A 16,007-nucleotide genomic window follows, 5' to 3' on the forward strand; every position below is an offset into this window, starting at 1 on the left:
ATGGCTTTTACCGATCCGTTCATCCGCCGCCCGGTGCTCGCCACTGTGGTCAGCCTGTTGATTGTGTTGCTCGGCTTTCAGGCCTGGAGCAAGCTGCCGCTGCGCCAATACCCGCAAATGGAAAACGCCCTGATCACGGTGACCACCGCTTACCCCGGGGCCAACGCCGAAACCATTCAGGGCTACATCACGCAGCCAATGCAGCAAAGTCTGGCCAGCGCCGAGGGCATCGATTACATGACCTCGGTCAGTCGGCAGAACTTCTCGGTAATCTCGATCTACGCGCGCATCGGCTCCAACACCGACCGTTTGTTCACCGAACTGCTGGCCAAGGCCAACGAGGTGAAAAACAAGTTGCCGCAGGACGCCGAAGACCCGGTGCTGAGCAAGGAATCCGCCGACGCTTCGGCGCTGATGTACATCAGCTTCTTCAGCAAGGACTTGAGCAACCCGCAGATCACCGACTACCTGTCACGGGTGATCCAGCCAAAACTGGCAACCCTGCCGGGTATGGCCGAAGCGGAGATTCTCGGCAATCAGGTGTTCGCCATGCGCCTGTGGCTCGACCCGGTAAAACTCGCCGGTTTCGGCCTCAGCGCCAGCGATGTGACCAACGCCGTGCGCCAGTACAACTTCCTCTCCGCTGCCGGCGAAGTGAAAGGCGAATACGTGGTCACCAGCATCAACGCCAATACCGAGCTGAAATCGGCCGAGGCTTTTGCGGCGATTCCGCTCAAGGTCAGTGGCGACAGCCGCGTGTTGCTCAGCGATGTCGCGCGGGTGGAAATGGGCGCGGAAAACTACGACTCGATCAGCTCGTTCGGCGGCACGCCGTCGGTGTACATCGGCATCAAAGCCACACCGGGCGCCAACCCGCTGGACGTGATCAAGGAAGTGCGCAAGCTGATGCCGGAGCTGGAAGCGCAACTGCCGCCAAACCTGAAAAGCGAGATCGCTTACGACGCCACGCTGTTCATTCAGGCCTCGATCGATGAAGTAGTGAAAACTCTGTTCGAAGCGGTGCTGATCGTCATCGTTGTGGTGTTCCTGTTCCTCGGCGCATTGCGTTCGGTAGTGATCCCGGTGGTGACCATTCCGCTGTCGATGATCGGCGTGATGTTCTTCATGCAGATGATGGGCTACTCGATGAACCTGCTGACGCTGCTGGCGATGGTGCTGGCCATCGGTCTGGTGGTCGACGATGCGATTGTCGTGGTGGAGAACATCCACCGGCACATCGAGGAAGGCAAGACGCCGTTTGATGCGGCGCTGGAAGGCGCGCGGGAAATTGCCATGCCGGTGGTGTCGATGACCATCACCCTGGCGGCGGTGTATGCGCCGATCGGTTTTCTCACCGGGCTGACCGGGGCGCTGTTCAAGGAGTTTGCGCTGACCTTGGCCGGTGCGGTGGTGATTTCCGGGATCGTCGCCCTGACTCTGTCACCGATGATGTGCGCGTTTTTGCTGCGCCACGAGGAAAACCCCAGTGGTCTGGCGCACCGCCTCGACCGTATCTTCGACGGCCTAAAACGCCGCTACCAGAGCATGTTGCACGGCACGCTGAACACGCGCCCTGTGGTGTTGGTATTCGCGGTGATCGTGTTGTGCCTGATCCCGGTGTTCCTCAAGTTCACCAAATCGGAACTGGCCCCGGACGAAGATCAGGGCATCATTTTCATGATGGCCACTGCGCCACAGCCGACCAACCTTGATTACCTGAGCACCTACACCGACGAATTCATCAAAATCTTCAAGGAATTCCCCGAGTACTACTCCTCGTTCCAGATCAACGGCTACAACGGTGTGCAGGCCGGCATCGGCGGTTTCCTGCTTAAGCCGTGGAACGAGCGCAGCCGCACGCAAATGCAGATCCTCCCGGAGGTGCAGGGCAAACTCGAAGGCATCCCGGGCTTGCAGATCTTCGGTTTCAACCTGCCCTCCCTGCCCGGCACCGGCGAAGGCTTGCCGTTCGAGTTTGTAGTCAACACCGCCAACGACTACGAACTACTGTTGCAAGTCGCCGACCGGATCAAGAAACGCGCCATGGAATCGGGCAAGTTCGCCTTCGTCGACCTCGATCTGGCGTTCGACAAACCTGAAGTGGTTGTCGATATCGACCGCGCCAAAGCGGCGCAGATGGGCGTGTCGATGCAGGACCTCGGTGGCACCCTCGCCACCCTGCTGGGCGAGGCAGAAATCAACCGTTTCACCATTGATGGGCGCAGCTACAAGGTGATTGCTCAGGTTGAACGGCCGTACCGCGATAACCCGGACTGGCTGAACAACTACTACGTGAAAAACACCCAGGGCGAGTTGCTGCCACTGTCGACGCTGATCAAGGTCAGCGACCGCGCCCGACCGCGCCAGCTCAACCAGTTCCAGCAGCTCAACGCGGCGAAGATTTCCGGTTTCCCGCTGGTGAGCATGGGCGAAGCCATCGACACGGTCTTGCAGATCGCTCGCGAAGAAGCGCCGGCCGGGTTCGCTTTCGACTATGGCGGCGCGTCACGTCAGTTCGTCCAGGAAGGCAGCGCGTTGTGGGTAACGTTTGCCTTGGCCCTGGCGATTATCTTTCTGGTGCTGGCGGCGCAATTCGAAAGCTTCCGCGATCCGCTGGTGATTCTCGTGACGGTGCCGTTGTCGATCTGCGGGGCGTTGATTCCGCTGTTCCTCGGCTGGTCGAGCATGAACATCTATACCCAGGTCGGGCTGGTGACGCTGATCGGGCTGATCAGCAAGCATGGCATCCTGATCGTCGAGTTCGCCAACCAGTTGCGCAAGGACAAGGGCCTGACGGCGCGCGAAGCCGTTGAGGAAGCGGCGGCGATTCGCTTGCGGCCGGTGTTGATGACCACGGCGGCGATGGTGTTTGGCATGGTGCCGCTGATTCTGGCCACGGGCGCCGGTGCGGTGAGCCGTTTTGATATCGGCATGGTGATTGCCACGGGGATGTCGATTGGTACGTTGTTTACGCTGTTTGTCCTGCCGTGCGTTTACACCTTGCTGGCGAAACCCGATAAGCCTTGAAAGCAAAAGATCGCAGCCTTCGGCAGCTCCTACACCGATCCATGTAGGAGCTGCCGAAGGCTGCGATCTTTTGATCTTGCCTGCATAAAAAAAGGCCTCGCAACTGCGAGGCCTTTTATGTGGGCTTCAATCGGTTCAACTTTGCGGCCTCATCCCTTGAGAAAGTCCGAACATGAACAACAACAGATCATGATCGGGTTTGGTCGCCACGGAGGCTTTTGCCACCCGTGGGACTGCGCAGTGGGCGTCGTCTACGGACGCGCCAACCACCTGCATGCGGGGCTGCTCCCAGGCAGCCACCGCCAATGACGCAACTGCCAAGGCTCCAACCAAAAACAAACCTCGTGCAATTTCTAGTTTCATCGCTATAAACCTTTGATAGCGCTGCCAAACGCCGTCTCATAAAAGTAGACGAGTTTTTTCCAGTCCGCGTCGCGGAACGACGAATGGCGGCGCAATTGCTTCATGTCATGGGAGGCGGCGCGATAGGCGGTCAGACGCTGGCGGCACTTCTCCAGATCGATCAAGGCGACCTCGACCTTGGCCGACTCGCCTTCGCCCGTCACACGCACAAACACGTGTTTGATGTAGATGCAGCTGTGCTGCCAACGGCCCTTGTGCATACGCGCCAGATTCTCGGCGAGGTCCTTGAGCACACGCTCGTAAACCACATCGCCACACTGATCGCGACCGCCGGCAGCCGCCAGCCAGTGTTCCAGTTCCTGGAAACCGTCCAGGGACTTGGTGACCAAAAGTGCACGCCATTTGTGTTGCGGATCAGGCTGGGCACCGCAAAAGACGATCTGGGGCACGCGCACACCGAGCTTGCTCACGCCAGTCAGCGCGTCAAGTTCACGCAGAACAGTAGGACGGCCGAAAGGGTGCAGCCAGCTGCGGTAGATATGACCGGTCTGGCGCTTGGCATACAGCAGTTGACCATCGCGCCCCACGACCCTTTGCACGCCACTTTCCCCGCCACGTCGAACATTGGGCTCTTCCACCCACTCGCCGCGCTGGTTCCAGTAAAAGTCAAAGCGATCTTGCGGAGCGACATCCGTTTCTGCTGCAAATTGCACTGCCATCCTGTTACCTCTTGCGTAATACGTAAACCCGCCACATGGCGTAGAGCGGAATAAAGTCCAGTTGTTCCTGAATCCGAAAACCTGCCTCCTCGAATTCCTTTTCCACCGTAGCGGCCGGTAACACAAAGCGATTCTGATACTCGCGTTTGTCACGGTTGCGCTCGGCTCGCTGGCGTTTCCAGGCTTTGAAGTTGCCATCAACCCACAGCGAAACGATCACACTGTCGCGGGTGACGCGCTCGAATTCGCGCAGAATCGCCCGGCGATGCTCGGCTTCACCGATGTGGTGGAGCAGACGCATGCAGAAAATGCTGTCGACGGCGTTGTCAGGCAAGGCAATGTCGAAGGCAGATGTGTGCAAGGGTTGTACCCGTTTCACCACATCGGCCGGTTGCGACTGCATGGCCGTCTTGATCATCGACTCGGAATTGTCCGCACCGATAATCACCCGGTTGGCCTTTTCGCCCAACAAGGGCCAGAAACGCCCGGCACCGCAAGGCAGATCCAGCACCAGCCCTGGCTCGCCAACCAGCGCCAGCGCCTTGCGGGCCATCTGTTCGTCACGCCAATGGGAGAGACGCCGTCCAAGACTTTCTTTGTGCTTGCGCAGATATTTCTGCGCGTGTTGATCGTCGTACTTCTCGGAAAAATCGAGTTTGATCGGACCGGACATCACCTGGACTCCTGAATTGCTGATGTCACCACCTTAAGGAGCGGCGTGTCAGCGTCAGGTCATCCATTTGTGAAAAAAATGTCCGGTAAACAGACAAATTATTACAGCGTTATACAGGATTTAGACAGGAAGGAGGGAGTAGCATTGAGCCACTCCGTGCGTCAGATTTTGCCCAGATCTACCTCGAAGCGGCAGCCATTGGGCTCCATCGTGCTCAAGCTGACGGTCCAGCCCTGGTTCTCGCAGATCCGCTGCACCAGCGACAATCCCAGCCCCAGGCCTTCGCCACGCTTTTCGCTGCCACGTACGAAAGGCTCGAACATGGCTTCGCGCTTTTCTTCCGGAATGCCGACACCGGAGTCTTCCACCGCGAAGCCGTTGGCAGTGAGTGTCAGGCGAATGAAGCCGCTTTCGGTGTAATGCAGCGCGTTGCGCAACAGGTTGCCCATCACGGCATTCAACAGGGTCGCGTTGTAGCGAATGTCTGATGGACTGCCAGGTTCGAAGATCAGTTTCAGGCCCTTGCTCTCGATCGGCCCACGCCACAGACACAACAGGCCTTCGGCCACTTGCGAGAGGTTTTGCTGAAGTGCCATGCCGGCATCTTCATGCTGGGCGCGCGCCAGCATCAGGAAGGTTTGCACCAATTCGCGCATTTCTTCACTGGCGCGGGCAATTCGCTCGACCTGTGAACGACCACGCTGGTCGATCCCCGGGTTTTCCAGCAGCAGTTCGCAGGAACTGGCCAATACCATAAGCGGCGTGCGCAATTCATGGCTGACGTCGCTGGTGAACAAGCGTTCGCGTGTCAGCGCCTGACGCAAACGCCCCAATGTGGCATCGAAGGCCACCGCCAGCTCGCCGACTTCGTCTGCCGCGTAATCCGGCGCCAACGGCGGCGCCAACCCGAGTAACTGGTCACGGTGACGCACCTGCCGGGCCAGTCGGACCACCGGCGCCATCACCTTGCGCGCCAGCACCCAGCCGAGGAACACCGCCAGTGCCAGGCTGAGCACAAAACCCACCAGGACCACTGCAAACAGCACGCGCTCGCGCTCTTCAAAATCGCTTTGATCTTGCAACAAGACGTAACGGCGACCGTCGACGATCTCGACCATCGCGTGATACGACAGCTGCTCGCGGAAGACTTCATGGAAACCCGAATCGAGGTGGCGCAGGTCCTTGGGCAGCTCGAAATCGCCCGGCCCGCCACTGAAATAGAACAACTGGTCGGGTTCCGGGCGATGGCTCCAGTCCGAAACATTGTCCATCAGCAGCAGACGCTGCAAGTCGCCGCCCAGCCCCGCCGAAATCAGTTTTTCTTCCACCAGGTGCACGGTCGCGACGATGCCCATCGCGAAGGCGCCGGCCACCAGTGCACTCATCAAGGCAAAAGCAATGATGATCCGCTGGGAAAGACTTTGCCTGAACTCCATTACACGTCGGCCAGCCGGTAACCCACGCCGTGCACAGTGTGCAGCAGTGGTTTGGCAAAAGGTTTATCGATCACCTGACGCAGTTGGTGAACGTGACTGCGCAGGCTGTCGCTGTCCGGGCAATCATCGCCCCACAGCGCTTCTTCGAGAATTTCCCGACGCAGGACGTGCGGGCTCTTCTGCATCAACACCGCGAGCAGTTTGAGGCCGACCGGGTTGAGCTTCAGCAGTTTGCCGTCGCGGGTCACTTCCAGCGTGTCGAGGTCGTAGCTCAGATCGGCGACCTGCAGCGCACGGCGACCACCACCTTGCGCACGGCGCATCACCGCTTCGACCCGCGCAGCCAGCTCGGACAAGGCAAATGGCTTGATCAGGTAATCGTCGGCCCCGGCCTTGAAACCCTGCAAGCGGTCGTCGAGTTGATCGCGGGCGGTGAGCATGATCACCGGTGTGTCCCGACGGGCGTCCTCACGCAGGCGTTTGCACAGAGTGTAACCATCGATGCCGGGCAACATGATGTCGAGCACGATCAGGTCGTAATGCTCGGTGGCGGCCAGATGCAGGCCCGACAGACCGTCCTGGGCGCAATCGACGGTATAGCCCTTGAGGCCCAGATAATCGGCCAGATTGGCCAGGATGTCGCGGTTGTCTTCGACCAATAGAATTCGCATGGGCACCTCCTCCGTACGGGGTAACGGCCGTCTTGGCCCGCGCAGCTTACGGCCAAGTGTGGCTCACGGCTAGGCGTGCGTTGGGTTGTTGCGCGAGAAAAACGTTCATTGTTCCAGCCAACGTTTTTTTCACTTTCGATTAACAAATCAGCGACGCATAGACGCGCAGACTCCGCGCGGTTGCGCTCCTCAGATCCTACTTACACCCAAGGAATTGCCCATGGTGTCGACTTCTGCCCGCCCCGTTTCCAGACCGCTGAACTTCTGGCTTTGCCTGGGAATACCCACCGTCGCGGCAATCATTCTGGTGTTGCTCGAACTGACCGATCTGGACATGGATCTGGCCAGACTGTTCTACGACCCGGTCGCAGGCGACTTTATCGGGCGACACAGTTTTTTCCTTGAAGACATCCTCCATGATCGTGCCAAACAGGTGGTCATTGCGTTCTCGGTGTTGGCCATCCTCGGCTTTATCGGCTCGTTTTTTCTCGCCAGGCTGAAACCGTTCAAGCGTGAACTGGGTTGCCTGGTACTTTCGCTGGGCCTGGCGACATCGTTCGTCACTCCGGTCAAAGCCGTGACTGCCGTGCAGTGCCCGTGGAGCCTGGAGCAATTCGGTGGCCATGAGACCTACAGCAAACTGATGGAGCATCGCCCACAGACCGACAAGCCCGGGCGCTGCTGGCCCGGTGGTCATGCAGCAACGGGCTTCACCTTGTTTGCGCTGTTCTTTGTCCTGCGTGATCGCCGTCCGCGTCTGGCCAGACAGGCGTTTATCTTTGCCTTCGCATTGGGGTCGGTGTTTTCGATCAGCCGGATGATGCAGGGCGCGCACTTCTTTTCGCACAACGTGTGGACGGCGATTTTCTGCTGGCTGATTTGCCTGGGGTCGTATTACTGGGTGCTGTATCGCCCGGCGGTGAAAGCCGAGGCCGTGGTCGAGGCGCAACCGGTCAGCGCCTGATCTGACGCCATCGCTGGCAAGCCAGCTCCCACAGGGTTGGTGCCGAGCACACATTTTGTGAACGCTCGAATCACTGTGGGAGCTGGCTTGCCAGCGATGAACGATTACTCGGACTTGCGCCAACACTAAATCAAAGGCAATAAAAAACCCCGCTGACTCGCGTCAGCGGGGTTTTGCGTTACGGGGTAAGGCTGGCTTACATCATGCCGCCCATGCCACCCATGCCGCCCATGTCTGGCATACCGCCGCCAGCAGCGCCGTCTTTCTTCGGCGCGTCAGCTACTGCCGCTTCGGTGGTCAGGATCAGACCGCCGATCGACGATGCAGCTTGCAGAGCGGAACGAGTCACCTTGGTTGGGTCCAGGATGCCCATTTCGATCATGTCGCCGTACTCGCCAGTCGCAGCGTTGTAACCGAAGTTACCTTTGCCGTTCTTGACTTCGTTGACCACAACGCTTGGCTCGTCGCCGCTGTTGGCAGCGATCTGACGCAGCGGAGCTTCAACAGCGCGGCGCAGAACAGCGATACCGACGTCCTGATCAGCGTTGTCGCCTTTCAGGTCAACCAGGGTTTGCAGAGCACGGATCAGCGCAACGCCACCGCCAGGTACCACGCCTTCTTCAACGGCTGCACGAGTTGCGTGCAGGGCGTCTTCAACGCGGGCCTTCTTCTCTTTCATTTCTACTTCGGAACCAGCGCCAACCTTGATCACTGCAACGCCGCCGGACAGCTTGGCCAGACGCTCTTGCAGTTTTTCACGGTCGTAGTCCGAGGAAGTTTCAGCAGCCTGGGCACGGATCTGAGTGATACGTGCCTGGATGTCAGCTTCTACGCCAGCACCGTCAACGATGATGGTGTTTTCCTTGGAGATGGTCACACGCTTGGCGCTACCGAGGTTTTCCAGGGTAGCGGCTTCCAGGCTCAGGCCGATCTCTTCGGAGATAACGGTACCGCCGGTCAGAACAGCGATGTCCTGCAGCATGGCCTTGCGACGGTCGCCGAAGCCTGGCGCCTTGACGGCTGCGACTTTAACGATGCCACGCATGTTGTTCACAACCAGAGTCGCCAGGGCTTCGCCTTCAACGTCTTCGGAAACGATCAGCAGTGGACGGCCGGCTTTGGCAACGGCTTCCAGCACTGGCAGCATTTCGCGGATGTTCGAGATCTTTTTGTCGACCAGCAGGATCAGCGGGCTGTCCAGCTCGGCAACCATGGTTTCTGGCTTGTTGACGAAGTACGGGGACAGATAGCCACGGTCGAACTGCATGCCTTCAACAACCGACAGTTCGTTTTCCAGGCCAGTGCCTTCTTCAACGGTGATCACGCCTTCTTTGCCGACTTTTTCCATGGCTTCGGCAATGATGTCGCCGATGGAGCTGTCGGAGTTGGCGGAGATGGTGCCGACCTGAGCGATGGCCTTGGTGTCAGCGCATGGCTTGGACAGGTTCTTCAGCTCTTTGACGATCGCGATGGTCGCTTTGTCGATACCACGCTTCAGGTCCATCGGGTTCATGCCGGCAGCGACGGCTTTCAGGCCTTCGTTGACGATCGACTGAGCCAGAACGGTAGCGGTAGTAGTACCGTCACCAGCGTCATCGTTGGCACGGGAGGCAACGTCTTTGACCAGCTGCGCGCCCATGTTTTCGAAACGGTCTTCGAGTTCGATTTCTTTGGCGACGGAAACGCCGTCCTTGGTGATGGTCGGAGCGCCGAAGCTCTTCTCGATGATCACGTTACGGCCTTTCGGACCCAGGGTCGCTTTTACTGCGTCAGCCAGGACGTTGACGCCCTTGAGCATTTTTTTACGGGCGGAATCGCCAAACAGAACTTCTTTAGCAGCCATGATCGATATTCCTTAAATACTTTGTAGTAGCGGGAAAATGAACGGGGGTATCAGCCTTCGATAACAGCGAGGATTTCGTTCTCGCTCATTACCAACAGGTCTTCGCCGTCGACTTTCACAGTGTTGCTGCCGGAGTAAGGACCGAACACAACCTTGTCGCCTTCCTTCACGGACAGTGCGCGCACTTCGCCGTTTTCCAGAGCTTTGCCCGGGCCTACAGCGAGAATCACACCGTGGTTGGCTTTTTCAGCAGCCGAACCTGGCAGGACGATACCGCCAGCGGTTTTCTTTTCTTCTTCGCTGCGACGGATTACGACGCGGTCATGCAGAGGACGAAGCTTCATTGTCGATCTCTCCTAATTGTGGTTTTCATCGGCCGGTGTAGTCCCGGCGGGTTTAACAAATCCGGCCTTCGCCGGTTGCGCCTCGTCGAGCGAGACGCGGAAGACTGACTGGCGCAAATGCCAGAAACCTTTCGGTGACCGATACATAAGGGCGCATAAGCTTATTACAAGGGCGCGGCAAAAAATTTTTCACCGATATGTTGCACAAAAGCAGCCCATAAACGAACACGGCACCCGAAGGTGCCGTGTCAATGCAGATGTTACTTGGAGTCGCGATGTTCGAACTCGCCTTCGATCACATCACCCTCGCGGCCCAGAGGCTGACGCGGTGCAGGACCGCCACGGGGTTGCAGGTCGTCGGCGAACGCACGCTGACGCATGGCCTGTTCTTCGGCGCGCTGGCGCATTTTGTTCGCCAGCAGTCGACGGCTGATTGGCAGCAGCATGACCAGACCGACCACGTCGCTGATGAAGCCAGGCAGGATCAACAGGCCACCGGCCAATGCCAGCATCAAACCTTCCAGCATGGTTTGTGCGGGCAGTTCGCCGCGGTTCAGGCTTTCACGGGCACGCAATGCAGTGGCCAGACCGGCGACGCGCAGCACAAAAACACCGAACATCGAGCCGAGAATGATCAGCAGCAGGGCCGGGAAAAACCCGATAGCCCCTGCCACTTTGACGAATACGAACAGCTCCAGCACTGGAAACAGCAGAAAGAGCAACAGAAAAGGGCGCATCAAAGTTTCCTCAACGCAAGAAATGCCTTGCAGTAAGCCTTAGATGACGTCGCCCTTTCGTGAATTCAAGCGTCGGCCACAGCATTTTTTGGCCAGACCTCGGCATGAGCCAATGAAACCAGGGCTTCGCGCACTTGTGTCGGCGTATTACAAGGTGCTGGGAACGGCAGCCAGTACAGCGCCTGACCGATGCGCAGGTGCATGCCTTCTGTGTCGATCCCGGCCAGTTGCGCCGGCGCAGTTTTCGGCAGACCGGCGAGGTCGACGTAGTGCGCGATGGCTTTGCCGTGGTCGCTGTTCATGTGCTCGACCATGCTGATCTCGGCCTTGCCGGCGAACGGATTGGCCAGGGTCAGTTGATCGACCCAGTGAATCGCACCAAAACCACCGATGTAGCGATGACGCACCGGGGTCAGCACCCAGAAGTCGAAATCGTGGGCCTTGTGGTAGTTCTGCGAATCGGGGAAATAACGGTAGTAACGCTCGGCGGCGGCTTCGATCGCGGCAACGTCTTCGAGCTTTTGCGCCTCGGCCATGTAGGTCAGGCGACCAACGGCTTGCACATCATCGGCCTCGCGCTCGCCGACGAGCATTGAGCATTTTGGGTCTTTTTGCAGGTTGTGGGTGTGCTGGGCAATGCGGCTGATCAGGATCAGCGGCCGGCCCTGCTCGTCCAGGCAGTACGGCACCACGGAGCCAAAAGGAAAACCGGGCATCGATTTGGAGTGGGTCGACAGCACTCCACGGTATTCCTTGAGAAGCAATTCTCGGGCATTCTTCGCCACTTCAACGCTCAATTTATGACTCCTTAAATAGTATCCGTCGAAAAAACGGACGGGCGCACGGGATCAAGTCCCCGTCACGCCAGCGGGCAATTCTCATGTGCAAACCAGCTACGGCCGGTGCAGATCGGGAGTCGCTGAAAACAACAACTACTCAGACCTGCTATCGGGGCATGCGAATGCAACTCAACGACAAAGTAATCATTATCACTGGCGGTTGCCAGGGTTTGGGCCGTTCGATGGCCGAGTATTTCGCCGGCAAAGGCGCGAAGCTGGCCTTGGTCGACCTCAATCAGGAAAAGCTCGACGACGCGGTCGCGGCGTGCAAAGCCAAAGGCGTCGAGGCGCGCAGCTATCTGTGCAACGTGGCCAATGAAGAGCAGGTCGAGCACATGGTCGCTCAGGTCGCCGCTGATTTCGGCGCGATCCACGGTTTGATCAACAACGCCGGGATCCTCCGTGATGGTCTGCTGCTCAAGGTCAAGGACGGCGAAATGACCAAGATGAGCCTGGCACAGTGGCAGGCGGTGATCGACGTCAATCTGACCGGCGTGTTCCTCTGCACCCGTGAAGTGGCGGCAAAAATGGTCGAGCTGAAGAACACTGGCGCGATCATCAATATTTCGTCGATCTCGCGTGCGGGCAACGTTGGCCAGACCAACTATTCGGCGGCCAAGGCCGGTGTTGCTGCAGCGACAGTGACCTGGGCCAAAGAGCTGGCGCGCTATGGCATTCGTGTGGCGGGTATCGCGCCGGGCTTCATCGAGACCGAGATGACCCTGGGCATGAAACCGGAAGCGCTGGAGAAGATGACCGCGGGGATCCCGCTCAAGCGCATGGGCAAGCCGGAAGAGATTGCACACTCGGCGGCGTATATCTTCGAGAACGACTACTACACCGGGCGGATTCTGGAGATGGATGGCGGCTTGCGTATCTAACTGCCAACACAAAACAAATGTAGGAGTGAGCCTGCTCGCGATTGCGGTCATTCATTCAACAAATCTGTTGAATGTTATTCCGCTATCGCGAGCAGGCTCACTCCTACAGGGTTATCGGTGTTGCTGATGCATCAATCGTCGCTGATGGTGATGTTCGGCATCGCCGGTGTCGCCGCTTCCTGCAACACAATCCGCGCACCGACGTGGCGGGCGAGTTCCTGATAGACCATGGCAATCTGGCTGTCCGGCTCGGCGATCACCGTTGGCTTGCCGCCGTCGGCCTGTTCACGGATCAGCATCGACAGAGGCAGCGAAGCCAGCAGTTCAACGCCGTACTGGGTCGCCAGTTTTTCACCACCGCCCTCACCGAACAGATGCTCGGCATGCCCGCAGTTCGAGCAAATGTGCACGGCCATGTTTTCCACCACGCCCAGCACCGGAATGTTGACCTTGCGGAACATTTCCACGCCTTTGCGCGCGTCGAGCAAGGCCAGATCCTGTGGTGTGGTAACGATCACCGCGCCGGCCACCGGGACTTTTTGCGCCAAAGTCAGTTGAATGTCGCCGGTGCCTGGCGGCATGTCGATGACCAGATAATCCAGATCGCCCCACGCGGTTTGCGTAACCAGTTGCAGCAGCGCGCCGGAGACCATCGGCCCGCGCCAGACCATCGGGGTGTTGTCGTCGGTCAGAAACGCCATAGACATGACTTCGACACCGTGAGCCTTGAGCGGCACGAACCACTTCTGATCCTTGACCTCCGGGCGGGTGCGCTCGGGGATGCCGAACATGATGCCTTGGCTCGGGCCGTAGATATCGGCGTCGAGAATCCCGACCTTGGCGCCTTCGCGGGCCAGGGCCAGTGCGAGGTTGGCGGCGGTGGTCGACTTGCCCACACCGCCCTTGCCGGAGGCCACGGCGACCACGTTCTTGACGTTGGCCAGCCCCGGAATCTGCGCCTGCGCCTTGTGCGCAGCGATAACTGTATTGATTTCTACTTTCGCGGCCGCGACACCGTCGAGGTTCTCGATGGCCAATTGCAGCATTTGCGCCCATCCGCTTTTGAACAGGCCAGCGGCATAACCGATTTCCAGCTGCACGTTGACGCGATCACCGACGATCTCGATGTGCTTCACGCAACCGGCGCTGACCGGGTCCTGGTTCAGGTAAGGGTCGGTGTATTGGCTGAGGACGGCTTCCACCGCTGCGCGAGTGATGGCGCTCATGGGCAACTCCGATAACAAGACTGGGAAAAGATGGCGGGTATCCTACCCCTTCTATCCTCCGGACGGCATGCCCGGCAACGATTTGCAGGGGTGAAATATCTTGCCCGGCGCTTTATAGTGGCCGACCTCCGTTTCATCAAGTAGCGAAGCCCCACATGTCCGAACCACGCAAGATCCTCGTCACCAGCGCCCTGCCCTACGCCAACGGTTCGATTCACCTTGGCCATATGCTGGAATATATCCAGACCGATATGTGGGTGCGCTTCCAGAAGCATCGCGGCAATCAATGCATTTACGTCTGCGCCGACGACGCCCACGGTTCGGCGATCATGCTGCGCGCGGAAAAGGAAGGCATCACCCCGGAACAACTGATCGCCAACGTGCAGGCTGAACACAGCGCCGACTTTGCCGAGTTCCTGGTTGATTTCGACAACTTCCACTCCACTCACGCCGAAGAAAACCGTGAGTTGTCGAGCCAGATCTACATCAAGCTGCGTGACGCCGGGCACATCGCCCAGCGCTCGATCACCCAGTACTTCGACCCGGAAAAGAAAATGTTCCTGGCCGACCGCTTCATCAAGGGCACCTGTCCGAAATGCGGTACCGAAGACCAGTACGGCGATAACTGCGAAAAATGCGGTGCGACCTACGCCCCGACCGATCTGAAGGATCCGAAGTCGGCCATCTCCGGCGCCACCCCGGTGCTCAAGGATTCCCAGCACTTCTTCTTCAAACTGCCGGACTTCCAGGAAATGCTGCAAACCTGGACCCGCAGCGGCACCTTGCAAGACGCCGTCGCCAACAAGATCGCTGAATGGCTGGACGCCGGCCTGCAACAGTGGGACATCTCCCGCGATGCGCCGTATTTCGGTTTCGAGATCCCGGGCGAGCCGGGCAAATATTTCTACGTGTGGCTGGACGCACCAATCGGCTACATGGCCAGCTTCAAGAACCTCTGCAACCGCATGCCGGAGCTGGACTTCGATGCGTTCTGGGCCAAGGATTCCACCGCCGAGCTGTACCACTTCATCGGCAAGGACATCGTCAATTTCCACGCGCTGTTCTGGCCTGCGATGCTCGAAGGCGCGGGCTACCGCAAGCCGACCGGCATCAATGTGCACGGCTATCTGACCGTCAACGGCCAGAAGATGTCCAAGTCGCGCGGCACCTTCATCAAGGCGCGTACGTATCTGGATCACCTGTCGCCGGAATACCTGCGCTATTACTACGCGGCCAAACTGGGCCGTGGCGTCGATGACCTCGACCTGAACCTCGAAGATTTCGTGCAGAAGGTCAACTCCGACCTGGTCGGCAAAGTGGTTAACATCGCCAGCCGTTGCGCCGGTTTCATCCAGAAAGGTAACGCCGGCCTGCTGGTCGGCACCAATGCCGCGCCAGAGCTGACCGAGGCTTTCCTCGCTGCTGCGCCAAGCATTGCCGACGCCTACGAGGCCCGCGACTTCGCCCGTGCCATGCGTGAAACCATGGCTCTGGCCGACCGCGCCAACGCCTGGATCGCCGACAAGGCGCCGTGGTCGTTGAACAAACAGGAAGGCAAACAGGATGAAGTCCAGGCGATCTGCGCCACCGCCATCAACCTGTTCCGCCAACTGGTGATCTTCCTCAAACCGGTGCTGCCGCTGTTGGCCGCCGATGCCGAGGCGTTCCTCAACGTCGCCCCGCTGACCTGGAACGACCACACCACGCTGCTGGCCAACCACCAGTTGAACGAATTCAAACCGTTGATGACCCGCATCGACCCGGTAAAAGTACAAGCCATGAGCGACGCCTCGAAAGAAGACCTCACCGCCAGCCAGACCGACACCGGTGCCGCGGCCCCAGCGGGCAATGGCGAACTGGCCAAGGACCCGCTGTCGCCGGAAATCGACTTCGATGCTTTTGCTGCCATCGACCTGCGCGTCGCGCTGATCGTCAAAGCCGAACATGTCGAAGGTGCTGACAAGCTGCTGCGCCTGACGCTGGACATCGGTGACGAGCAGCGCAACGTGTTCTCCGGGATCAAGAGCGCTTATCCGGATCCGTCCAAACTCGACGGTCGCCTGACGATGATGATCGCCAACCTCAAGCCTCGGAAAATGAAGTTCGGTATCTCCGAAGGCATGGTGATGGCGGCCGGCCCTGGCGGTGAAGAGATTTACCTGCTGAGCCCGGACAGCGGCGCCAAGCCAGGTCAGCGCATCAAGTAACAGTTGGCGGTCAATTGATCCCACAGGCGTGCCCGGCATGCCTGTGGGATTTTTCATATCTGGCCGGATAATGCCTA

14 protein-coding genes are annotated in these 16,007 nt (G+C 58.8%); 4 read left to right on the forward strand and 10 right to left on the reverse strand.

Annotated elements, in window-relative coordinates; translation table 11 throughout:
• Positions 1–3,027 (forward strand): multidrug efflux RND transporter permease subunit, encoded by a 3,027-nt coding sequence (locus ACZZ0A_RS19295; RefSeq protein WP_007916596.1) that lies wholly within the window; start codon positions 1–3, stop codon positions 3,025–3,027.
• A 135-nt stretch (positions 3,028–3,162) separates the two neighbouring features.
• On the opposite strand, the gene ACZZ0A_RS19300 is transcribed toward ACZZ0A_RS19295, so the two are convergent.
• The 5 genes from ACZZ0A_RS19300 to colR form a co-directional block, all read right to left on the reverse strand.
• Positions 3,163–3,390 carry a hypothetical protein gene (locus ACZZ0A_RS19300; protein WP_034153490.1) on the reverse strand — a complete coding sequence of 76 codons (228 nt, stop codon included), beginning with the start codon at positions 3,388–3,390 and terminating at the stop codon, positions 3,163–3,165.
• Positions 3,391–3,392: 2 nt separating this feature from the next.
• Positions 3,393–4,109 (reverse strand): lipopolysaccharide kinase InaA family protein, encoded by a 717-nt coding sequence (locus ACZZ0A_RS19305; RefSeq protein WP_095112321.1) that lies wholly within the window; start codon positions 4,107–4,109, stop codon positions 3,393–3,395.
• A gap of 4 nt (positions 4,110–4,113) precedes the next feature.
• Positions 4,114–4,782 (reverse strand): class I SAM-dependent methyltransferase, encoded by a 669-nt coding sequence (locus ACZZ0A_RS19310; protein WP_007916600.1) that lies wholly within the window; start codon positions 4,780–4,782, stop codon positions 4,114–4,116.
• Between the two features lie 161 nt (positions 4,783–4,943).
• On the reverse strand, positions 4,944–6,218 hold the full coding sequence (locus tag ACZZ0A_RS19315; protein ID WP_007916602.1) for a sensor histidine kinase: 1,275 nt from the start codon (positions 6,216–6,218) through the stop codon (positions 4,944–4,946).
• Positions 6,218–6,889 carry a two-component system response regulator ColR gene (colR, locus tag ACZZ0A_RS19320; protein ID WP_007916604.1) on the reverse strand — a complete coding sequence of 224 codons (672 nt, stop codon included), beginning with the start codon at positions 6,887–6,889 and terminating at the stop codon, positions 6,218–6,220. The genes ACZZ0A_RS19315 and colR overlap by 1 nt, the downstream gene beginning before the upstream one ends.
• 220 nt (positions 6,890–7,109) lie before the next feature.
• Here colR and ACZZ0A_RS19325 point away from each other — a divergent pair, with 220 nt between their 5' ends.
• Positions 7,110–7,853 carry a phosphatase PAP2 family protein gene (locus ACZZ0A_RS19325; RefSeq protein WP_007916607.1) on the forward strand — a complete coding sequence of 248 codons (744 nt, stop codon included), beginning with the start codon at positions 7,110–7,112 and terminating at the stop codon, positions 7,851–7,853.
• Between the two features lie 196 nt (positions 7,854–8,049).
• Here the strand turns inward: ACZZ0A_RS19325 and groL are convergent, their stop codons facing one another.
• The 4 genes from groL to ACZZ0A_RS19345 form a co-directional block, all read right to left on the reverse strand.
• A complete protein-coding gene (groL, locus tag ACZZ0A_RS19330; RefSeq protein ID WP_007916609.1) occupies positions 8,050–9,696 on the reverse strand; it encodes a chaperonin GroEL in 1,647 nt (548 codons plus the stop codon).
• Between the two features lie 50 nt (positions 9,697–9,746).
• Complete coding sequence (locus ACZZ0A_RS19335; protein ID WP_007916610.1) at positions 9,747–10,040, reverse strand: co-chaperone GroES; 294 nt, start codon at positions 10,038–10,040, stop codon at positions 9,747–9,749.
• A 260-nt stretch (positions 10,041–10,300) separates the two neighbouring features.
• Positions 10,301–10,777 (reverse strand): FxsA family protein, encoded by a 477-nt coding sequence (locus ACZZ0A_RS19340; protein ID WP_095112323.1) that lies wholly within the window; start codon positions 10,775–10,777, stop codon positions 10,301–10,303.
• 65 nt (positions 10,778–10,842) lie between these two features.
• Complete coding sequence (locus tag ACZZ0A_RS19345; protein WP_414917068.1) at positions 10,843–11,574, reverse strand: HugZ family pyridoxamine 5'-phosphate oxidase; 732 nt, start codon at positions 11,572–11,574, stop codon at positions 10,843–10,845.
• 164 nt (positions 11,575–11,738) lie between these two features.
• Here ACZZ0A_RS19345 and ACZZ0A_RS19350 point away from each other — a divergent pair, with 164 nt between their 5' ends.
• Positions 11,739–12,497: an SDR family oxidoreductase gene (locus tag ACZZ0A_RS19350; protein ID WP_463543606.1), complete on the forward strand. Its 759-nt coding sequence runs from the start codon at positions 11,739–11,741 to the stop codon at positions 12,495–12,497.
• A gap of 131 nt (positions 12,498–12,628) precedes the next feature.
• Here the strand turns inward: ACZZ0A_RS19350 and apbC are convergent, their stop codons facing one another.
• Positions 12,629–13,723 carry an iron-sulfur cluster carrier protein ApbC gene (gene apbC / locus ACZZ0A_RS19355; protein WP_007916614.1) on the reverse strand — a complete coding sequence of 365 codons (1,095 nt, stop codon included), beginning with the start codon at positions 13,721–13,723 and terminating at the stop codon, positions 12,629–12,631.
• A 155-nt stretch (positions 13,724–13,878) separates the two neighbouring features.
• Between apbC and metG the strand changes: the two genes are divergently transcribed.
• A complete protein-coding gene (gene metG / locus ACZZ0A_RS19360) occupies positions 13,879–15,930 on the forward strand; it encodes a methionine--tRNA ligase (protein WP_463543608.1) in 2,052 nt (683 codons plus the stop codon).
• Positions 15,931–16,007 lie beyond the last annotated feature (77 nt).

This window comes from Pseudomonas sp. AC242 (genome assembly GCF_979258655.1).

Coding starts and splice junctions, on each gene's coding strand:
- ACZZ0A_RS19295 (WP_007916596.1), top strand. CDS start 1: ATGGCTTTTACCGATCCGTTCATCCGCCGCCCGGTGCTCGCCACTGTG.
- ACZZ0A_RS19300 (WP_034153490.1), bottom strand. CDS start 3,390: ATGAAACTAGAAATTGCACGAGGTTTGTTTTTGGTTGGAGCCTTGGCA.
- ACZZ0A_RS19305 (WP_095112321.1), bottom strand. CDS start 4,109: ATGGCAGTGCAATTTGCAGCAGAAACGGATGTCGCTCCGCAAGATCGC.
- ACZZ0A_RS19310 (WP_007916600.1), bottom strand. CDS start 4,782: ATGTCCGGTCCGATCAAACTCGATTTTTCCGAGAAGTACGACGATCAA.
- ACZZ0A_RS19315 (WP_007916602.1), bottom strand. CDS start 6,218: ATGGAGTTCAGGCAAAGTCTTTCCCAGCGGATCATCATTGCTTTTGCC.
- colR (WP_007916604.1), bottom strand. CDS start 6,889: ATGCGAATTCTATTGGTCGAAGACAACCGCGACATCCTGGCCAATCTG.
- ACZZ0A_RS19325 (WP_007916607.1), top strand. CDS start 7,110: ATGGTGTCGACTTCTGCCCGCCCCGTTTCCAGACCGCTGAACTTCTGG.
- groL (WP_007916609.1), bottom strand. CDS start 9,696: ATGGCTGCTAAAGAAGTTCTGTTTGGCGATTCCGCCCGTAAAAAAATG.
- ACZZ0A_RS19335 (WP_007916610.1), bottom strand. CDS start 10,040: ATGAAGCTTCGTCCTCTGCATGACCGCGTCGTAATCCGTCGCAGCGAA.
- ACZZ0A_RS19340 (WP_095112323.1), bottom strand. CDS start 10,777: ATGCGCCCTTTTCTGTTGCTCTTTCTGCTGTTTCCAGTGCTGGAGCTG.
- ACZZ0A_RS19350 (WP_463543606.1), top strand. CDS start 11,739: ATGCAACTCAACGACAAAGTAATCATTATCACTGGCGGTTGCCAGGGT.
- apbC (WP_007916614.1), bottom strand. CDS start 13,723: ATGAGCGCCATCACTCGCGCAGCGGTGGAAGCCGTCCTCAGCCAATAC.
- metG (WP_463543608.1), top strand. CDS start 13,879: ATGTCCGAACCACGCAAGATCCTCGTCACCAGCGCCCTGCCCTACGCC.